General features: G+C 56.3%; 15 protein-coding genes. 9 read left to right on the top strand and 6 right to left on the bottom strand.

The annotated features are described in order from the left end of the window. Window position 1: 1 nt before the first annotated feature. Window positions 2-910: a LysR family transcriptional regulator gene (locus tag HNQ59_RS12080; RefSeq protein ID WP_184039595.1), complete on the bottom strand. Its 909-nt coding sequence runs from the start codon at window positions 908-910 to the stop codon at window positions 2-4. Between the two features lie 87 nt (window positions 911-997). Here HNQ59_RS12080 and HNQ59_RS12075 point away from each other — a divergent pair, with 87 nt between their 5' ends. The 9 genes from HNQ59_RS12075 to HNQ59_RS12035 all read left to right on the top strand — a co-directional run bounded on the left by HNQ59_RS12075 (window position 998) and on the right by HNQ59_RS12035 (window position 12,963). After that, window positions 998-2,002, top strand: coding sequence for a sodium-dependent bicarbonate transport family permease (locus HNQ59_RS12075; protein WP_184039593.1), 1,005 nt, complete (start codon window positions 998-1,000; stop codon window positions 2,000-2,002). A gap of 342 nt (window positions 2,003-2,344) precedes the next feature. Beyond that, entirely contained in the window at window positions 2,345-3,163 is an 819-nt protein-coding gene (locus HNQ59_RS12070) for a DUF6502 family protein (RefSeq protein ID WP_184039591.1), read from the top strand. A 448-nt stretch (window positions 3,164-3,611) separates the two neighbouring features. Continuing rightward, window positions 3,612-5,546 (top strand): S8 family peptidase, encoded by a 1,935-nt coding sequence (locus tag HNQ59_RS12065; RefSeq protein ID WP_184039589.1) that lies wholly within the window; start codon window positions 3,612-3,614, stop codon window positions 5,544-5,546. A gap of 653 nt (window positions 5,547-6,199) precedes the next feature. Continuing rightward, window positions 6,200-7,336: a tryptophan 7-halogenase gene (locus HNQ59_RS12060; protein ID WP_184039587.1), complete on the top strand. Its 1,137-nt coding sequence runs from the start codon at window positions 6,200-6,202 to the stop codon at window positions 7,334-7,336. Window positions 7,337-7,749: 413 nt separating this feature from the next. Next, window positions 7,750-9,024 carry a NupC/NupG family nucleoside CNT transporter gene (locus tag HNQ59_RS12055; protein ID WP_184039585.1) on the top strand — a complete coding sequence of 425 codons (1,275 nt, stop codon included), beginning with the start codon at window positions 7,750-7,752 and terminating at the stop codon, window positions 9,022-9,024. A gap of 14 nt (window positions 9,025-9,038) precedes the next feature. Continuing rightward, window positions 9,039-9,821, top strand: coding sequence for a deoxyribose-phosphate aldolase (deoC, locus tag HNQ59_RS12050; RefSeq protein WP_184039582.1), 783 nt, complete (start codon window positions 9,039-9,041; stop codon window positions 9,819-9,821). Between the two features lie 70 nt (window positions 9,822-9,891). Further along, entirely contained in the window at window positions 9,892-11,211 is a 1,320-nt protein-coding gene (gene deoA, locus HNQ59_RS12045; protein WP_184039579.1) for a thymidine phosphorylase, read from the top strand. Between the two features lie 69 nt (window positions 11,212-11,280). Further along, window positions 11,281-12,525 (top strand): phosphopentomutase, encoded by a 1,245-nt coding sequence (locus HNQ59_RS12040; protein WP_184039576.1) that lies wholly within the window; start codon window positions 11,281-11,283, stop codon window positions 12,523-12,525. Window positions 12,526-12,558: 33 nt separating this feature from the next. After that, the gene (locus HNQ59_RS12035) at window positions 12,559-12,963 is read left to right on the top strand and encodes a cytidine deaminase (protein WP_184039573.1); all 405 of its coding nucleotides are present in this window, start codon (window positions 12,559-12,561) and stop codon (window positions 12,961-12,963) included. A gap of 68 nt (window positions 12,964-13,031) precedes the next feature. On the opposite strand, the gene HNQ59_RS12030 is transcribed toward HNQ59_RS12035, so the two are convergent. From HNQ59_RS12030 to HNQ59_RS12010, 5 genes are all read right to left on the bottom strand, one after another. Then, entirely contained in the window at window positions 13,032-13,505 is a 474-nt protein-coding gene (locus HNQ59_RS12030) for an aminoacyl-tRNA deacylase (RefSeq protein ID WP_184039570.1), read from the bottom strand. 622 nt (window positions 13,506-14,127) lie between these two features. After that, window positions 14,128-14,391 (bottom strand): cell division topological specificity factor MinE, encoded by a 264-nt coding sequence (gene minE, locus HNQ59_RS12025; RefSeq protein WP_184039566.1) that lies wholly within the window; start codon window positions 14,389-14,391, stop codon window positions 14,128-14,130. A gap of 2 nt (window positions 14,392-14,393) precedes the next feature. Continuing rightward, window positions 14,394-15,206, bottom strand: coding sequence for a septum site-determining protein MinD (gene minD / locus HNQ59_RS12020; protein ID WP_184039563.1), 813 nt, complete (start codon window positions 15,204-15,206; stop codon window positions 14,394-14,396). A gap of 46 nt (window positions 15,207-15,252) precedes the next feature. After that, window positions 15,253-15,975 carry a septum site-determining protein MinC gene (gene minC, locus HNQ59_RS12015; protein WP_184039560.1) on the bottom strand — a complete coding sequence of 241 codons (723 nt, stop codon included), beginning with the start codon at window positions 15,973-15,975 and terminating at the stop codon, window positions 15,253-15,255. A gap of 286 nt (window positions 15,976-16,261) precedes the next feature. After that, on the bottom strand, window positions 16,262-16,882 hold the full coding sequence (locus HNQ59_RS12010) for a DUF938 domain-containing protein (protein WP_184039557.1): 621 nt from the start codon (window positions 16,880-16,882) through the stop codon (window positions 16,262-16,264). Between the last annotated feature and the right edge of the window lie 448 nt (window positions 16,883-17,330).

The raw sequence follows: 17,330 nt of genomic DNA, 5'->3' as shown, positions 1-17,330 counted from the left end.
TTCACCGCCAGACCGGCAACTCCGCCTCGACATATTGTCGCAAGTGCCCCAGGAATTCCGCCGCAATCGGCGGTAGCAACTTACCGCTGGGCTGCACGATGTACCAATTGGCGTGGATCGGGAAGCCGACGACATCGATGATCGCCACCCCATCCACTGCGGGATCCGTGTGAATCGCGTAACGGGACAGCACCGAGATGCCCAGCCCAGCCGAGACAGAATGCTTGATGGCCTCATTGCTGCCCAGCTCCAGCCTGACAGAGGGCGCCAGGCCCAATGCACGGAAATGCCGATCACAAGCATGGCGGGTGGCCGAGCCTACTTCGCGTAAGATGAAACGCTCTTTCAGCAACACCGTGGGCAGAATACTGCTCTGATTTGCCAAAGGGTGATCCCGGCTGGCGATCACCACCATCGGATTGGCCAGAAACGCCTCCCGCTTCACATCGATGTCATCCGGCGGCTGCGACATCACGTAAAGATCGTCAGCATTGGCTCGCAACCGTTGCAGCACACCTTCCCGATTCAATACCGACAGCCGCACATCCACCTCTGGATACTGGCGGCAGAAGGCACCAAGCAGGTTGGGAACAAAGTATTTGGCCGTGCTGACGAATGCCACACGTAACGTGCCACGCTGCAACCCACGTAAAGCATCAATCCGCTGCGCCAGGGCCGACCACTCATCAAACATGACCCGCGCCGAGGCCAGCAAATGCTCGCCCGCCTCGGTCAGGAAAATCCGCTTCCCGATCACCTCATACAGCGGCAAACCAATGCTGTCACTCAGCTCCCGCAATTGCATGGATACCGTCGGCTGCGTGACATGACAAGCACGCGCCGCCGCACTGATGCTGCCGTGCTCAGCCAATGCAGTGAACAGCTGCAATTGTCGAAAAGTCGCATTCATAGATTTTTATCTATATCTTTTATATGAATAATCTAATTTTACTGATCGATAACCAAGCTTACAATGCGCGGAAATCGGAGCCCGCCCATGTCCAGCCTGCTTGACCCCACCATCCTGTTTTTCGCATTTGGCCTTTTCGCCGGCGTGGTGAAATCCAATCTGGAAATCCCCCCCGCCATTTCCCGTTTCCTATCGCTTTATCTGCTGATGGCGCTGGGTCTGAAAGGTGGCTTTGCGTTGGCCCATTCCGGCCTGGTGCCTGATGTCGCCACCCATCTGGCTATCGCCGTCAGCATGGCGATAGCCATACCCCTGCTCAGCTATCCCCTGCTACGCCGTTTGGTAGGTGGCTTTGACGCAGCTGCGCTGGCAGCAGCCTATGGCTCGGTCAGCGCAGTGACCTTCATCACCGCAACGCAATATCTCGACAATCATGGCATCGACTTTGGGGGCTATATGGTCGCCGCCATGGCATTGATGGAATCACCCGCCATTTTCATAGGCGTACTGCTCGCCAACCGTCTGCGCGCGCAGCAAGCTGCGGCGATCCAGATCAACGATCAAGGCACGGCAGTGCTGATGGGCAACCCTGCCCAAGTCGGCCTGCCGCTGGGTAAAATCTTGCATGAATCCGTCACGGACGGTGCACAGCTGCTACTGTTGGGAGCCATGCTGATCGCCTTCATCACCGGCGATACTGGCAAAGCTGCCATGCAGCCCTTTTCAGGCGAGCTGTTCAAAGGCATGCTGGCCTTTTTCATGCTCGACATGGGCCTCTTGGCCGCACGGCAGTTTCCCAGGCTACGGCGACAAGCCCTGCCGATTGTCGGTTATGCCTTGGCGGCCCCTCTCCTCCACGCGGCAGTCGCACTGGGTTTGTGCAATATGTTGGACATCACGGTCGGCAACGCCATCTTGCTGATGACACTGGCCGCCAGCGCATCCTACATCGCCGTACCCGCCGCCCTGCGGCTGGCCATTCCCGAGGCCAACCCCTCCTTGTACTTGGGCATGGCCCTGGGCATCACATTTCCATTCAACGTGCTGGTCGGCATCCCTATGTATCACCAGCTGGCAAACCAGTGCCTATGATCTTGGCCTGGGCAGATCACCCAACTGGCAATTCATGGCCAACCGGATGCCAATGTCTTAACTGGCAGTATATTTTCAAAGCACCATTGCATACATCATGGCCACGCAGATCTTGCTCCATGGCTGCACAGCGACGTGATCATCAGTCAATACCCGACCGCTGACAGTCACTTACCCATTCGCAGAAGTTTGCCCATCAGCACTTGATCGCTTAGACTGCCGCCCATCGCAACCAACTCATCGCGCAGTCATCCGGCACTGCCCCACGCCATCATGAGCCAAACGAATTTAGCCACTGCCAGCATAGACGACCCGTCCAGCAACGCAGAAGTCTTGCATATCATGCAAACGGCACTACGCGCCCTGGCAAGGGTTGCCATCAGTTATGGCATTCCACATCAGACGCTCAACAGCATGAACAAGCAGGCATTCTTCAACGAAGCCAAGCATTATGCGCCGATCAAAGGCAAGCCCAACTCAGATAGCCGGATTGCCATGTTGACCGGGCTGTCACGGCGCGATGTACGCCAGCTGCGTGAAGAAGGCCCAGCGGAGCCACCGAAACCTAATCTGAACTGGCTCATCAGCCGACAATGGTCTTCGCTGCCCCAGTTTCTGGATGAACATGGCAAGAAAAAACCCCTGCCCAGAACGCGTCATATGGGCGGCGAGGTTTCGTGGGAGGCACTGGTCGAGTCGCTCTGCCAGGAAGTCCGCCCAAGAACCGTACTGGATGAATGGCTGCGGCTGCAACTTGCGGTACTGGATGAGCAGGATCGCGTGGTCAGCACCGATGATTGCAGCCATGTCAAACGCCAAGGGAATCACATCGCAACCCTGCGTATCGCCGCACAAATGGTCTATGAGGCCATGAGCATCGCCCAACGCCCAGCACAGTTTCAACACCAAGCCCCTGTGAGTGGCCTGCTGTCTTGCGACTATGGGCACAACATGACACGCGAATCTGCCCAACAAGTCTTTTTGGCTGCATCACGCCAGATCATGCCGATTCTGGATGAGCTGAATCGGACGATTGTCGAATTTGAAACCCTCGACGCAGGAAAAGATGACGCCATTCATCGTGTGTTTCTGGGCACAGCTTTGCGCTACATCACAATGGACGGCGAGCCGATGCTGATGTTAGACGAAGCCAACTCATGACGCATCGCCAGCTCCCAATGATCCAGTCTCACAACCGGTGCTGACCAGCACCGGCACCCACCTCCCCCTCTGCCACCACACCCTCCCGCCAGCCCTCTCCGGAACTAAAGTCCTGGCTTGACATCCATCATCAATTTGTAACTTCTTCAAAAATTTTGTGCGAAATTTATCTCACAAAATATTCCAAATTCATTCAAACCATGTCAACATATGTCATATGCATCTGACGCACTGATGAAGTAGTCGCTTCCCATATTCAGGAAAGCGTGCAAATTTGAAGTGAAACACATGGCAATGCTAGATAGGCCTTGAGGTTGGTGGTTCTTCCAGTTCTCCGTCCCGTAAGCGGATGGACTCACCAGGCAGAACATACTCACAGGCCAATTTGACAACCGTTGTGGGCAATCCATTCCACGACACCGCGCTTTTATTAAGAGGACCTGTTCGTATGATGACCATCAATCCCAAACCGATTGCTGTCGCATTATCCTTGTTGACAATCATGACCAGTGGTGCAAACGCTGCTGATCAGATCCAAATCACGCCGCAGGCGGCGGTCTTGCCTCCCAAGCAAGCGATCGGGTTCGTTGACCCCAATCTCCAATTGTTGGCTAAACAAGCCAATCCGGCACCGACTCGCATGGGCGCCAAAGCAGCAATGGATGCACCGCAGGCAGCCACCGCCCGCCTTAACCTGCCAGCATTGGAAAACGGCCTGGTTCGGATTGAAGCCATGGCGCCCTCCAAAGACAAAGATGCCGCGCTGATGCAAGAGCTGACAAGCGCTGGTGCTACACAGCTCCGCCAAAGCGGCAATATCATCACCGGCACGATCGCCCCCAGTGCATTGGGCAACCTGAACAAACTGACAAATGCCCGTTTCGTACGCCAGGCCCTCGGTGGTCGAGTCAATGCAGCCGCTCAATCCAGCACCACCGGCGTAGTATCGCAAGGTGATGCAGGGCAGCGTAGCGATCAAGCTCGCCTACGTTACAAAGTGGATGGAAAAGGTGCCACGGTCGGCGTGATCAGTGACTCTTTTGATATCAGAAAAGGCGCCGAAAAAGGCATTGCCAATGGTGAACTGCCTGGCGTCGGCAACCCTTATGGTCACTTGACCCCGGTGAAGGTACTCAAGGAAAGCAGCTCAAAATTCAAAAGCGACGAAGGCCGCGCCATGTTGGAAATCGTGCACGACATCGCTCCCGGTGCCAACCTGGCCTTCTATTCTGCAGACAACGAAGCTGATCATGCCGAAGGTATCCGCCAGCTGGCCAAAGCCGGCGCGACTGTGATTGTTGATGACGTCACCTGGTTTGGCGCACCCTGGTTCCAAGAAGGCGCAATCTCCCGTGCTGCCAGTGATGTCATGCGCCAGTACAACGCCGTCACCCTCACCTCTGCAGGTAACGAGAGCAACAATTCCGCAGAAGGCGTATACACCCCCCTCAAAGCGTCTGAACTCTTCAGAATGGGCGACGACGGCACACCGGTGTCGGTGGGAAAATGGGAGCTGCATGACTGGGGCAATGGTGCTGCAACCATTCCCGTCACACTGCGCCCTGATTCGTCGATTGCCATCATGCTGCAATGGGATGAGCCTTTTGCCTCTGCCAGCCTGAATCGCCAGGGTTCCGCATCTGATCTGGACATGTTCTGGTTCGCCGATCCGGAAGGCCGCAATGTCGTGTACCAAAGCACCAGCAACAACATCAATGGCGATCCACTGGAAAACCTGTTCCCATCATGGCCGGAGACTGAAAGGAAGCCACAGACATTCTACCTTGGCTTTGGTCGCTGGGCTGACGGCAAAGGTGGCATGCCCGGCAAATTCAAGATTTTCGTATACGATCAAGGCAATACACCTGCCGAGCTGGATCGTCGGCACTTCAACAAATCTACCATCCTAGGCCATGCCAACTCACCACACATCCTGGCCGTGGGCGCGGTGAACTATGATCAGATCAATCTGCCAACAGGCCCACGTCCTTGGGAGCTGTCAGCTGTAGGTGGCTTTGCCTTTACCCGCGATGCCAACGGCAACCCAGTGCGGCCTTATCAGACTGGTAAGCCAGACTTCATGTCTCCACATCGCGCCAACACCAGCTTCTTCGGTGTTGATCGTGATGGCGATGGGAAGCCCAACTTCCAAGGTACCTCTGCTGCGGCTCCTCATGCAGCAGGTATCGTTGCATTGATGCAAAGTGCGTCCCGGATGAATCTGCCAGCCTATATGGTCAAGACTACGCTGAGTTTCGGGCCCACCATCGATATGGATGATCCTCAGACACCTTGGTTTGACTACAGCTTTGATAACAAATCTGGCTGGGGCTTCCTGGATGCTGAAAAGGCCGTCCGCGGCGCTCTGCGCTACTATCGCTAAGGCAACGCATGTCCCAGACCTTGCATGATCAGTATTGCAAGGTTTTGGGCGACGGCTGAGACTTATGTGAATTGACATAGCCCAGCAATGGGCTATGTTTTTTTGCGCATTGGGTGCCATCACCACACCTGATCAGATTGGGCTTTGTAGGCATCATCATCTGAGAATTGGATGGATCTGGATACCTACCTATATCGGCGTAACAGGTAATTAAATCTGGATAAATATGCATCTATGGTCGATAGTGCAATCCAGGCAATCCAAAATCAACCGTTGTGGAAGGAGGAGTTGTCATGTCTACTGCTCACGTCCTGCCCAGTGATACCCAGATTGTCAAAACTGGTCTGCGTTCCGCCGCCGGAACCCCCCAGCAGATGACCTTAGCCAGGCGGATCGGCGCTGTAAGCCGCCGGTGCAGCCTCCCACACATCACCCTCGCCAACTACATCCAGGCTTGGCCCAGTGCTCCCCAGTCCAGAGCAGATCATCCTGACGCATCTCGCCAACCGGCCATGTGCTGGACAGCACCCGCTCTGCTTTTCGCCAGTCAGGCGATGTTCATTACGCCACCGTTGACAGCAACACGACTTGAGATCATCGATCGGAACCAATCCAACAACGCACGTCCTTTAAGTGTGAACTGGGGGTAGATCATGCTGAGGACCGATGTTCTGATACTGGGCGCCGGCCCAGCGGGGGCGACTGCCGCTTTGAATCTGGCAGGCACGTGTGATGTGCTGATGGTGGAGCGTCTGGCCACCCCCACCCCACGCATTGGCGAATCGCTGCCATCGGCAGCATCCCGCCTGTTGGCCAATATGGGTCTGTGGGAGGATTTTCAGTGCCAGGGCTATGCACCGAGTGATGGCAACCGGTCGGCCTGGAATGGCATCGCTACTGAGCAAGGCTTCCTGCATACACCGAACGGCCATGGTTGGCACCTGGAACGCGCGAAATTCGAGCGCTGGTTGCGACAGCATGCGCTCGATCGTGGGGCTGCATTGTTGACAACCAGCATCATGACAGGTGTCACAGCCCACCCGGATGGGTGGACAGTCCAGCTCAATACTGCAGCGGGGGCATGCCGGGCACAGGCTCGTATCTTGATCGATGCCAGTGGCCGCTCTGCAAACTTGGCGCGTAAGCTGGGGGCTCGCCAGCAGAAACAGGACAAGCTGGTCTGTGGATGGCTGTATGGGCGAGACCCCCACCCAACAGCCGACACCCGGTCCCTTATCGAATCCACCGCCGCAGGCTGGTGGTACACCGCATCACTGCCTGATCAACAGCGGGTATTGGCGTTTCATACAGACAGCGACCTGCCCGCTGCACGGGCCATGCGCACCAGCAGCTGGCTGAAGCAGCAGGCCATGCGCCTGGAGACCGTGGGCTCGCTTCTCAAAAGCAGCGGCTTCACCAGTCAAGATGAGATCAAACTGACAGCAGCACATTCCGCCATCCTCACCCCGGGTGCCGGGCCACGTTGGTTTGCAGTGGGTGACGCGGCGCTCAGTTTCAACCCCCTCTCATCACAGGGGCTGTTCAACGCTTTATACACCGGGCTGGCCGCCGCCAACGCCACCCATCGCATGTTGCAAGGCGACCCGACTGCACTGGCTGACTATCAACGTGAGCTGACCAATATCGCCAATCGATACCAACGGCATCTGGATTTCTGGTATGGCGAAGAACAACGCTGGGCGGGCTCGCTGTTCTGGCAGCGCCGCCAGACGCGCTATACACATGCACTGGTCCAGCCCGACTGGGATCGCAGCCTGCTGGCCCATTGAAAGCGCGCATCGATGACCTGATGCGAGGGTGATCACACCGCCCGCATCAGGTGCATTGTGTGCGCGGCATGCCAGTATTGGCTTATGGAATCAAGCAGATCCGAGCGTGCTGTTCCTCAGCGCGGACGGGCAACAGTGTCCGATTGCCCATTTGCGCAAACGTTTGCGTCTCGATTCACCCAAATGCGCCGATGAGGCGTATACTTCGCCCCGCCAAAAGCAAGCGATTGTTAGATTCTTGTTGTCCCAGATCGCCTTGAAAACAGAGCATTGTGATCGATAACATCCATCATTTCGATGCCATGCAGACATCATGCAAATTGGCAGAGATCAAAGCCGCCAATCACATGGACGTGGTATGGTATCGACGATTGGCAATGCTCCACTGACATTCCCCAGGAGACGTTCTCATTATGGATATCGCCCGTAGTCTGGTGGGCGTTGCAGTCTTGTTGCTGCTCGCTTTCGCCATTTCAAACAACCGCAAGGCCATCCGCGCCCGTGTAGTCTTTGCCGCCCTGGCTGTGCAATTTGCCATTGGCGCCCTGGTGCTGTTCGTGCCGATGGGCAAGGATGCGCTGGCAACTGCCGCCAACGCGGTAAATCACGTGCTGGAATACGGTAACCACGGTATTTCCTTCCTGTTCGCCGGCCTGGTGGATAAGAAGATGTTTGAAGTCTTTGGCAACAACGGTTTTGTCTTTGGGCTCCGCGTGCTGCCGATGATCATCTTCGTCACCGCCTTCATCTCTGTGTTGTACTACATGGGCGTGATGCGCTGGATCGTGACCGGCCTGGGCGTTCTGTTCCAAAAATTGCTGGGCGTCAGCCGGATCGAATCATTCTCCGCCGTGACCACCATCTTCCTGGGGCAAAGTGAAATGCCCGCCGTGGTGAAGCCTTTTGTCCGTCAGATGAATGGCCCGGAGCTGTTTGCCGTCATGTCCAGCGGGATGGCGGCTGTTGCCGGGTCGGTGCTGGCAGGTTACGCCGGGCTGGGTGTCAAGATGGAATACCTGATTGCAGCGTCGTTCATGGCCGTGCCGGGCGGCTTGTTGTTTGCCAAGATCATCTGCCCCTCGGTCGAGCCCAGCCAAGTGGTGATCGATCAGGTCAGCTTTGACGAAACCCGCCCTGCCAACGCCATCGAAGCCGCCGCTTCAGGCGCGGTCGTCGGCTTGAAGATCGCTGTCAATGTCGGCGCCATGCTGATTGCCTTCATTGGCCTCATCGCCGTGCTGAATGGCATCGTAGGGGGCATTGCCGGGTATCTCGGCTTTACCGGCATCAATCTGGAAAGCCTGATGGGCTATGCGTTCTCGCCCTTGGCCTGGTTGATCGGAGTGCCATGGGAGCAAGCCACCATTGCCGGCAACTTCATCGGCCAGAAGATGATTCTGAACGAATTCGTTGCCTATGTGAGCTTGTCGCCGTATCTGAAAGATGCGGCAGAGGTCACCGCTGCCGGTCTGACGGCACTGGACCCTCGCACATTGGGCATTCTGTCGTTTGCCCTGTGTGGTTTTGCTAATTTCTCATCCATTGCCATTCTGACCGGTGGTTTCAGCGTGGTCGCGCCTGAGCGTCGTTCTGAGGTTGCCCGTTATGGCCTGCGTGTCGTTGCCGCTGGCACCCTGTCGAACCTGATGAGCGCCACCATTGCTGGTCTGTTCCTGTCCATGCACTGACGAATGAGGCCATCATGAGTGAACTCACCTCCAATCAATTGACAGAAGCAGCGCTACGGGCGCTGCATCTGATGGATCTGACGTCGCTGAACGACAGCGACACCGATGAATCCATCCGTCGGTTTGTAGCCACGGCCCAAACACCCGTCGGCACGCCAGCCGCCCTGTGCGTGTTTCCGCGCTTTCTGGGCACCACCAAGGCCAGCTTGGCCGAGCAGGGATTGAACCTACCGGTTGCCGTGGTGACCAACTTTCCAGCAGGGGGCACCGACATCGCACAGGCAGTTGCGGAAACCCAGGCGGCGATTGCAGCTGGTGCCGATGAAATCGATGTGGTCTTCCCATACCGTGCGCTGATGGCGGGCGATGCCGAGATCGGTCGTCAGCTGGTTGAGCAATGTCGGGCGGTGATGGCCGACAAGGTGCTGAAGGTGATCATCGAAAGCGGTGAGCTGCAAGCACCTGCATTGATTCGTCAAGCCAGCGAGATTGCCATCGGGGCCGGGGCGCATTTCATCAAGACCTCAACCGGCAAGGTACCTGTCAACGCCACGCTGGACGCCGCAGAAATCATGCTGCAAGTGATTCGTGACAGTGGCAGGCCGGTCGGCTTCAAAGCCGCAGGGGGCGTGCGCTCCGCTGCGGATGCTGCGGCCTACCTTGCCCTGGCCGACCGCATCATGGGGTTGGGCTGGGTCAGCCCCGCCACCTTCCGTTTTGGCGCATCCAGCTTGCTTGGAAGCCTGCTGAATACGCTGGGGCATCAGCCAGCGGCCAGTGGTGGTGGCCAATATTAATCAACTTCCCGGTCGTGGCAGGTTTTTTGTTTGAATCGCCCACGATCGGTGTTTCAATCAAGGAGCCAGTATGTTTCTGCCACAGGAAGTCATTCGTAAAAAGCGTGATGGTCTTGCTCTCAGCGATGCCGATATCCAGGCATTTGTCCAGGGCATCACGGCAGGGCAAGTCACCGACAGTCAGATCGCCGCATTGGCCATGGCGGTGTTTTTCAACGATATGACCGTGCCGGAACGCGTAGCGCTGACCCGAGCCATGCGTGATTCCGGCCAAGTGCTGGAATGGCGTTCGTTGAATCTCCCCGGCCCAGTGGTGGACAAACACTCCACCGGTGGCGTCGGTGATCTGACCTCCTTGTTACTAGGCCCAATGGTGGCGGCATGCGGTGGCTTTGTGCCCATGATCTCCGGGCGCGGGCTGGGGCATACCGGCGGCACCCTCGACAAGCTGGACGCCATCCCAGGCTATAACACCGCACCTGACACCGACACTTTCCGCCGGCTGGTGAAGGAGATCGGTTGTGTCATCATCGGCCAGACCGCACAACTGGCGCCAGCGGACAAGCGCGTCTATGCAGTGCGGGATGTGACCGCCACCGTCGAATCCGTCGCCATGATCACTGCCTCGATCCTCTCCAAGAAGCTCTCCGCCGGGCTGGATGCGCTGGTGATGGATGTCAAGGCAGGCTCGGGCGCCTTCATGCCTACTTTCGAAAAATCTGTCGAGCTGGCAGAAAGCATTGTCAACGTGGGCAACGGCGCTGGCATGAAGACCGCCGCCCTGCTCACCGACATGAACCAATCCCTGGCCCCATGTGCGGGCAACGCCATCGAAATCCGCTGCACCATCGATTACCTGACCGGCAAGCACCGCCCAGCCCGCCTGCATGAGGTGACCATGGCGCTGTCCGCCAAGATGCTGGTGATGACCGGCCTGGCAACAGACAACGTCGAAGCGCATGCCAAGCTGCAACAAGCGTTGGATTCAGGAGAGGCAGCAGAACGTTTTGCACGCATGGTGGCCAATCTGGGCGGCCCGAGCGACCTGTTGGAAGCGCCGGATCGGCACCTGGCACAGGCCGCCGTGACCGTACCGGTCAAAGCGCCTGCCACAGGCTTCATCCATCGTGTCAACTGCCGAGGGTTGGGTTTGGCGGTCGTCGGGCTGGGTGGTGGCCGACACCGCGCGGAAGATGGCATCGACTATTCGGTTGGTTTGACGGATCTGGCAGAGCTGGGGCAAGCAGTCGAAGCCGGGCAGACGATTGCCTTGGTGCATGCCCGCGACGCGCAGTCCGCCGCACTGGCCGTGGACGAAGTGCTGGCTGCATACCAAGTTGCGGAAACGGCACCGGCCCTACCCGCCCCGGTGTATCGTGAAATCAGCTGAACAGGCCACCAGCCCAAACCGCCCGGCAGCCTGATCGCCGGGCACCCGTTTACTTTTTAGGAACCCACCATGCGCGTCATTTTCCTGATCATGGATTCGCTAGGCATCGGCGCCACGCCAGATGCCCATCGCTTTGGCGATCAGGGGGCCAATACCTTGGGCCACATCGCGGCCTGGTGTGCGGAAGGCAAAGCCGATGTCGGTCGCCAAGGCCCATTGCGGATTCCCCATCTGGAGCAGCTGGGAATCGGCTTGGCCTGCCAAGCAGCCAGCGGGGCGTTACCTGCTGGCCTGTCTGCCAGCCCCGCCTTGATCGGTGCCTATGCGGCAGCCCGCGAGCAGTCATCCGGCAAAGACACCCCATCCGGGCACTGGGAGCTGGCCGGGGTGCCGGTGCTGTCGGACTGGGGTTATTTCGACAAACCCACCGACACCTTTCCACCCGCCCTGCTCGATGCCCTGGTAAAGCGGGCGGGTCTGCCCGGTTATCTGGGTAACTGCCACGCATCCGGCACCACTATTCTGGAGGAGCTGGGCGAGGCCCACATGGCCACCGGCAAGCCGATCTTCTACACCTCGGCGGATTCAGTGTTCCAGATCGCCTGCCATGAGGATACCTTCGGCCTGGATCGCCTCTATGCCTTATGTGAAATCGCCCGCGAAGAAGTCGATCGCTACAACATCTGCCGTGTGATCGCCCGCCCCTTTGTAGGGCAAGATGCCAAGCACTTCAAGCGCACAGGCAACCGACACGATCTGGCCGTGCCACCACCCGCGCCAACAGTGCTGCAGAAGCTGGCCGAGGCCGGTGGCCAAGTGGTTTCCATTGGCAAGATCGCTGACATCTTTGCCCAGGTCGGCATCACACAAACCATCAAAGCAACTGGTCTCGACGCGCTGTGGGACGCCACATTGGCCGCCATGCAACAAACACCGGATCACAGCATCATCATGACCAACTTCGTCGATTTCGACCAAAACTATGGCCACCGCCGGGATGTGGCAGGCTATGCCAACGGCCTGGAGTATTTCGACAGCCGCCTGCCCGCATGCCTAACCAGCCTGCGCGAAGACGATGTGCTGATCCTGTCTGCCGACCATGGCTGCGACCCAACCTGGCCGGGCTCTGATCATACTCGGGAACATGTGCCGGTCTTGATTCATGGCAAGCAGATCCCCACTGGCAGCCTGGGCATCCGCAACACCTTTGCCGATGTCGGGCAAAGCATTGCCCAATGGTTTGATCTTGCACCGTTCACCGATGGCCATGCCATGCTGATGCGCAGCCAAACCGGACATTTTCAAATCGCCTGATCGATCTGTCCGCCAACCCACTTTGAGAACATCATGAACCAACAACAACTGATCCAAGAAGCCACCCAAGCCCGCCAGAAAGCCTACGCCCCGTATTCACGCTTCCTGGTCGGGGCTGCTGTGCTGACACATGATGGCCGGGTCTTCCACGGCTGCAACGTTGAGAATGCATCCTATGGCCTGTGCAACTGTGCTGAGCGCACTGCCCTGTTCAGCGCTATTGCCGCAGGCTGCCGCCCTGGCGATTTCAAAACCATCGCGGTGATTGGTGATACTGACGGCCCGATTGCACCCTGCGGCGCATGCCGTCAGGTGATGATCGAAATGGGCACCCCCGCCATGGAAGTGGTATTGACCAATTTGAAGCAGGATGTCGAGATCACCACGGCAGGCGCGTTGCTGCCCGGCGCATTCTATCTGGACCCAAACGAACGCTAAACCCAGCGCGCCGTCCCAAAACAACAATGGCTGCCTTGGCAGCCATTGTTTTGTCTGCACCGGCCAGATCAATAACGGTTGATGCTGATCTCAGCGCGGGGCACGGGGCCGAGCAGATGAGCGAATTGATCACCCGCCACCTGCACCAAGGAAGAATGGTCTCCAGATTCGAAATAGACATCTGGCTCCTCCAGCAGGCTGGGGTCCACCACGGTGGGCAAGCCATAGGCCTGACCAAACGGCGGAATGGCGCCAGGCTCACAGTCGTAGAACAGGTAGGCAACTTCGTCTTCAGTCGCCATGCGGTAAGCGTGCTGCAAATGCTCTGACAGCTGTTTGATAGCTACCTTCCGATCGGCGGGCAACACCGCGACCAGATACCGGTCACCATCTGATAGCAGCACACACTTTGCCAGCCGCCGTGGCTCGACACTCGCCATGCACGCGGCAGCACGCGCCGTACAGGCACGCGGGTGCTCAATGATCTTGAAATTGACCCGGTGCTGATTCAGGTATTGTTGCAAGGAAGGCGCAAGCGACATGGGAGCGACTCCGGTAACAGGAAGGGTAGTTTAGATATAGATCAATCACGGCCCGCCAACAAGGAAAAACATTTAAAATCAATGTTTTATATACGGAATGAGTAATATGTTGCGATCTTCACCACGTTGTTGCAACCCCACCATGCATGCTGTGAATTTCATAGGAAAGCTGTGGATAACTTTGTGAACAGCTTGGCAGATGCAGGCCGAGTAAGCCCCGTTGCACTTGTCAAGCGCTTTATGCCCATCATACGTGAATCATAAAATTCTTATTTAAATCAATATTTTAAAATACACGAACTGGCCCGCTTCGTGCTTGTTACGCCAGATGGCAACAATTCACCAAACAGTGGATAAGTCAAGTAGATGTCATCAAGGGAATGCAGCTGTCTGGTAGAAAACAAACCAAGCAAATCAGAGGTTTGTCTGCTGATAAATATCACCGGACACGACACGGTCGGCAGCCACAAAGATTGGTATAGACAGCAAATCTGAACTATTCAAGTCCAAGATGCAAAAATTTATTGGCTCTCTACCGGTCACGCTTTGGCAGATGACGGCGCGGTTGACAAAAAAGCCCCTGGACAGGCCAGGGGCTTTGATGGGTAGCACAGTGGCTGGCTTAGCGGCGGTTTTCCGGCAGCAGGATATTCAGCTCCAACACTTCATAGTTGTCCTGCTTCTCAAGAGACACCTTGATGTCATCCTTATCCACGCTGATGTACTTGGAAATCACCGCGATCAGCTCTTCCTTCAGGGCTGGCAGGTAGTCTGGAGCAGCACCGGTGCGGCCACTGCGCTCGTGAGCCAGGATGATCTGCAACCGTTCCTTGGCGACTTGCGCAGACGGCTGCTTGCGGCCCAACAGATAACTGAGAAACGACATAGTCACCCTCCGAACAGGCGCTTGAGGAAGCCGGGCTTCTGGTAATCCACAAACCGCATCGGACGGTCATCGCCCAGAAAACGGGCCACCACGTCTTTGTAAGCCTCCGCCACGTCTGATCCATTCATATGGATGGCGGGGGTACCGGAATTGGATGCCTGCAACACAATCTCGGATTCCGGAATCACACCGATCAGGGGTATCCGCAGAATCTCCTGTACATCCTCCACCGATAACATTTCGCCCTCGGTAACCCGTTTGGGCGAGTAGCGCGTCACCAACAGATGGGTCTTGACCGGCGCCTCACCCTTCTCCGCCCGGCGGCTCTTGGCATCCAGAATGCCAAGAATGCGGTCAGAGTCACGCACCGAGCTGACCTCGGGGTTGGTCACAATAAACGCTTCATCTGCAAAATACAGTGCCATCAAAGCACCTGTTTCGATCCCTGCCGGCGAGTCACAGATGATGTATTCAAAACCGTCTTTGATCAGGTTGTTCAACACCTCCTCCACCCCTTCGCGCGTCAATGCATCCTTGTCACGCGTCTGCGAAGCCGGCAGAACATACAGATTGTCACAATGTTTATCCTTGATCAGCGCTTGATTCAAGGTCGCTTCTTTGTTGATGACGTTGATCAGGTCGTATACCACACGACGCTCGCAGCCCATGATCAGATCCAGGTTGCGCAGGCCAACATCGAAATCGATGACGGCTGTCTTCTTACCTTGCAAGGCGAGCCCAGAGGATAGGCTTGCACTCGAAGTAGTTTTGCCGACGCCGCCTTTGCCAGAAGTGACAACAACAATCTTGGCCACGTTCATTCCTTAAATAGTTGAATCAAAGCTTAAAATTTAAAATGGTTCATAACGGCGAGATCATCAGTTTGTCGCCGTCGAGAAAAATCTGGACGGGCTTGCCGTGATATTCCTTTGCCCAATCGTGTTCAAATGTACGATAGATGCCCGCAATCGAGACCAGCTCGGCCTCCAGGCTGCGGGTGAAGATGCGTGCGGTCCGGTCGCCTTTGATCCCTGCCAGCGCACGCCCTCGTAACGGCCCATAGACATGGATATTGCCATCGGCCAAAACCTCGCCGCCGGCACTGACCATATCCATTGCAATCAAATCACCTTGGCGAGCATAGGATTGCTGCCCGGTTCGAATTGGTTTATTGATGATGCGATGGCCTGCCGGGGCCGGTGGGTCGGGCTCTACCGCAGCGGTGACGGCAGCTACCTGCTCGGGCGGGTTGGTGCCACTTTCCTTGGCTTCACCGCTGATCTGCCCGCTTCTCAATATGCCGAATCCAGCCTTGAGTGCGGCTTCCTGCTGGGTGATGGAGCCATTGCGCACAGCCACGGTGCACGCCCCGTGTCTGGCCAGCAACAGCCGGAGCGCATTGAAATCAATCGAATCTGTCTGTTCGCTGATGGCTGCAAGATCAGTGACGACCGGATCATGGTCGAAAAAACCGGGCGTTTTTGCCAGCTTGGCATCCAGCTCATCACGTAAGACTGCCCAGTCGGCTTGTTTGATACGCAGTACGATCAAGCTGAATGGCTCGCTTTTGAATTCAAAACCCATTGGTTTGGAAGCCCTATTTTGGCTTGGGCGGACAGTTGCAGTCATTGAGCGTTGTATTCGTTATTGTGGGGAAGCGCTACCAGGCGCACGGCACAGACATCTGGTGCACACCCTTCACACGCCATATGCATCGGCATGGGCCAGTCTTGGCAAATCTGGCGGTGGGTACGTGATATTGATGCAGCTGCGGCAAACCGGTTAAACGCCCCCTCATATATCAATGGATTTGGGACAAAGCAGATCGCCCAGGATCAGCAATCAAGTGTAACGATTAACCACAAGCTGTTCAAGGTGAAAGCCGCTTGAATACCAACATATGGTTGTTTGCGGGCATGGCATTGTCCTCAACCAATGAAAGACCAGCCACGCTGGCCTGCTCAATGACCGCCTCAGCGTCACGGATACCACAATGCGCACCTCGTTCGGCCTTGAGCCAAGCATCGAATTCCGCATTGCTGGCAGCGGTGAAACGCCCCTGATAGTTGAATGGGCCGTAGATGAAACCGTATCCACCGGCAGAAAGCAGGCGGCCCATGCCCGCCAGGGTTGCGCAAACCGCTGACCAGGGCATGATGTGGAAGGTATTGGCTGTATACATGTGATCGATATCCAGTGCGGGCCACGGCTGGGTAACATCCAGCAATAACGGTGGTTTGACATTGTGCAATCCACTCTCGGCTATCCAGCAATGGATTCCCGCATGCCTATCAAACAGATCACTGGTTTGCCAGGTCAACCATGGCAGGTGTCGAGCCATGTGGATTGCGTGCTGCCCCGTTCCACTGCCAATCTCCAACACCGCGCTCTGCTGGATGAGAAATCGTTGCAACACCTCAAGAATAGGCCCTTGATTACGCTCGCAAGCATCGGAATACGGTTTGCTGCCTGTCTTTGGCTCTGCGGCCATGGGTTCATCCCTCCCTTTGGTCTGATGGGACTCAGGCGATACTTCAGCAACATGTATGTTATTCGTGAAAATCACAAAGATGTGGATAACTTTGTGAATAGCCAGCGATCACTTTGCTGCTGACCAATAGGAATTTTAAAAAACCTCAACTGCACCGATAGCGCGTGACCCGTTAATCAATTTAAAATCAGTGAGTTAATCAAATTCAAATATCGACTTCAGGCACATGACCACGGTCTGATAGGTTCTAGATCATGCCGTGGATAAGTCAAGAACATTCAGTGAAAAATGACAATCAGATGACCAGCGTATGACACCAAAACCTTTTCATTGAAGGGCCTACATCACTGCATGCACCTTCAAGGAAGGCAGCATGATCGATTCAAGCCCAACCCTTCATGACATTGGCTTTTTCAAACCAAGCACCACTGCCCGGCTTCCAACAACC

It is taken from the genome of Chitinivorax tropicus, assembly GCF_014202905.1.
Lineage (GTDB): Bacteria > Pseudomonadota > Gammaproteobacteria > Burkholderiales > SCOH01 > Chitinivorax > Chitinivorax tropicus.
This window is presented reverse-complemented; position numbering and strand designations above follow the sequence as displayed.

Coding starts and splice junctions, on each gene's coding strand:
- HNQ59_RS12080 (WP_184039595.1), bottom strand. CDS start 910: ATGAATGCGACTTTTCGACAATTGCAGCTGTTCACTGCATTGGCTGAG.
- HNQ59_RS12075 (WP_184039593.1), top strand. CDS start 998: ATGTCCAGCCTGCTTGACCCCACCATCCTGTTTTTCGCATTTGGCCTT.
- HNQ59_RS12070 (WP_184039591.1), top strand. CDS start 2,345: ATGCAAACGGCACTACGCGCCCTGGCAAGGGTTGCCATCAGTTATGGC.
- HNQ59_RS12065 (WP_184039589.1), top strand. CDS start 3,612: ATGATGACCATCAATCCCAAACCGATTGCTGTCGCATTATCCTTGTTG.
- HNQ59_RS12060 (WP_184039587.1), top strand. CDS start 6,200: ATGCTGAGGACCGATGTTCTGATACTGGGCGCCGGCCCAGCGGGGGCG.
- HNQ59_RS12055 (WP_184039585.1), top strand. CDS start 7,750: ATGGATATCGCCCGTAGTCTGGTGGGCGTTGCAGTCTTGTTGCTGCTC.
- deoC (WP_184039582.1), top strand. CDS start 9,039: ATGAGTGAACTCACCTCCAATCAATTGACAGAAGCAGCGCTACGGGCG.
- deoA (WP_184039579.1), top strand. CDS start 9,892: ATGTTTCTGCCACAGGAAGTCATTCGTAAAAAGCGTGATGGTCTTGCT.
- HNQ59_RS12040 (WP_184039576.1), top strand. CDS start 11,281: ATGCGCGTCATTTTCCTGATCATGGATTCGCTAGGCATCGGCGCCACG.
- HNQ59_RS12035 (WP_184039573.1), top strand. CDS start 12,559: ATGAACCAACAACAACTGATCCAAGAAGCCACCCAAGCCCGCCAGAAA.
- HNQ59_RS12030 (WP_184039570.1), bottom strand. CDS start 13,505: ATGTCGCTTGCGCCTTCCTTGCAACAATACCTGAATCAGCACCGGGTC.
- minE (WP_184039566.1), bottom strand. CDS start 14,391: ATGTCGTTTCTCAGTTATCTGTTGGGCCGCAAGCAGCCGTCTGCGCAA.
- minC (WP_184039560.1), bottom strand. CDS start 15,975: ATGGGTTTTGAATTCAAAAGCGAGCCATTCAGCTTGATCGTACTGCGT.
- HNQ59_RS12010 (WP_184039557.1), bottom strand. CDS start 16,882: ATGGCCGCAGAGCCAAAGACAGGCAGCAAACCGTATTCCGATGCTTGC.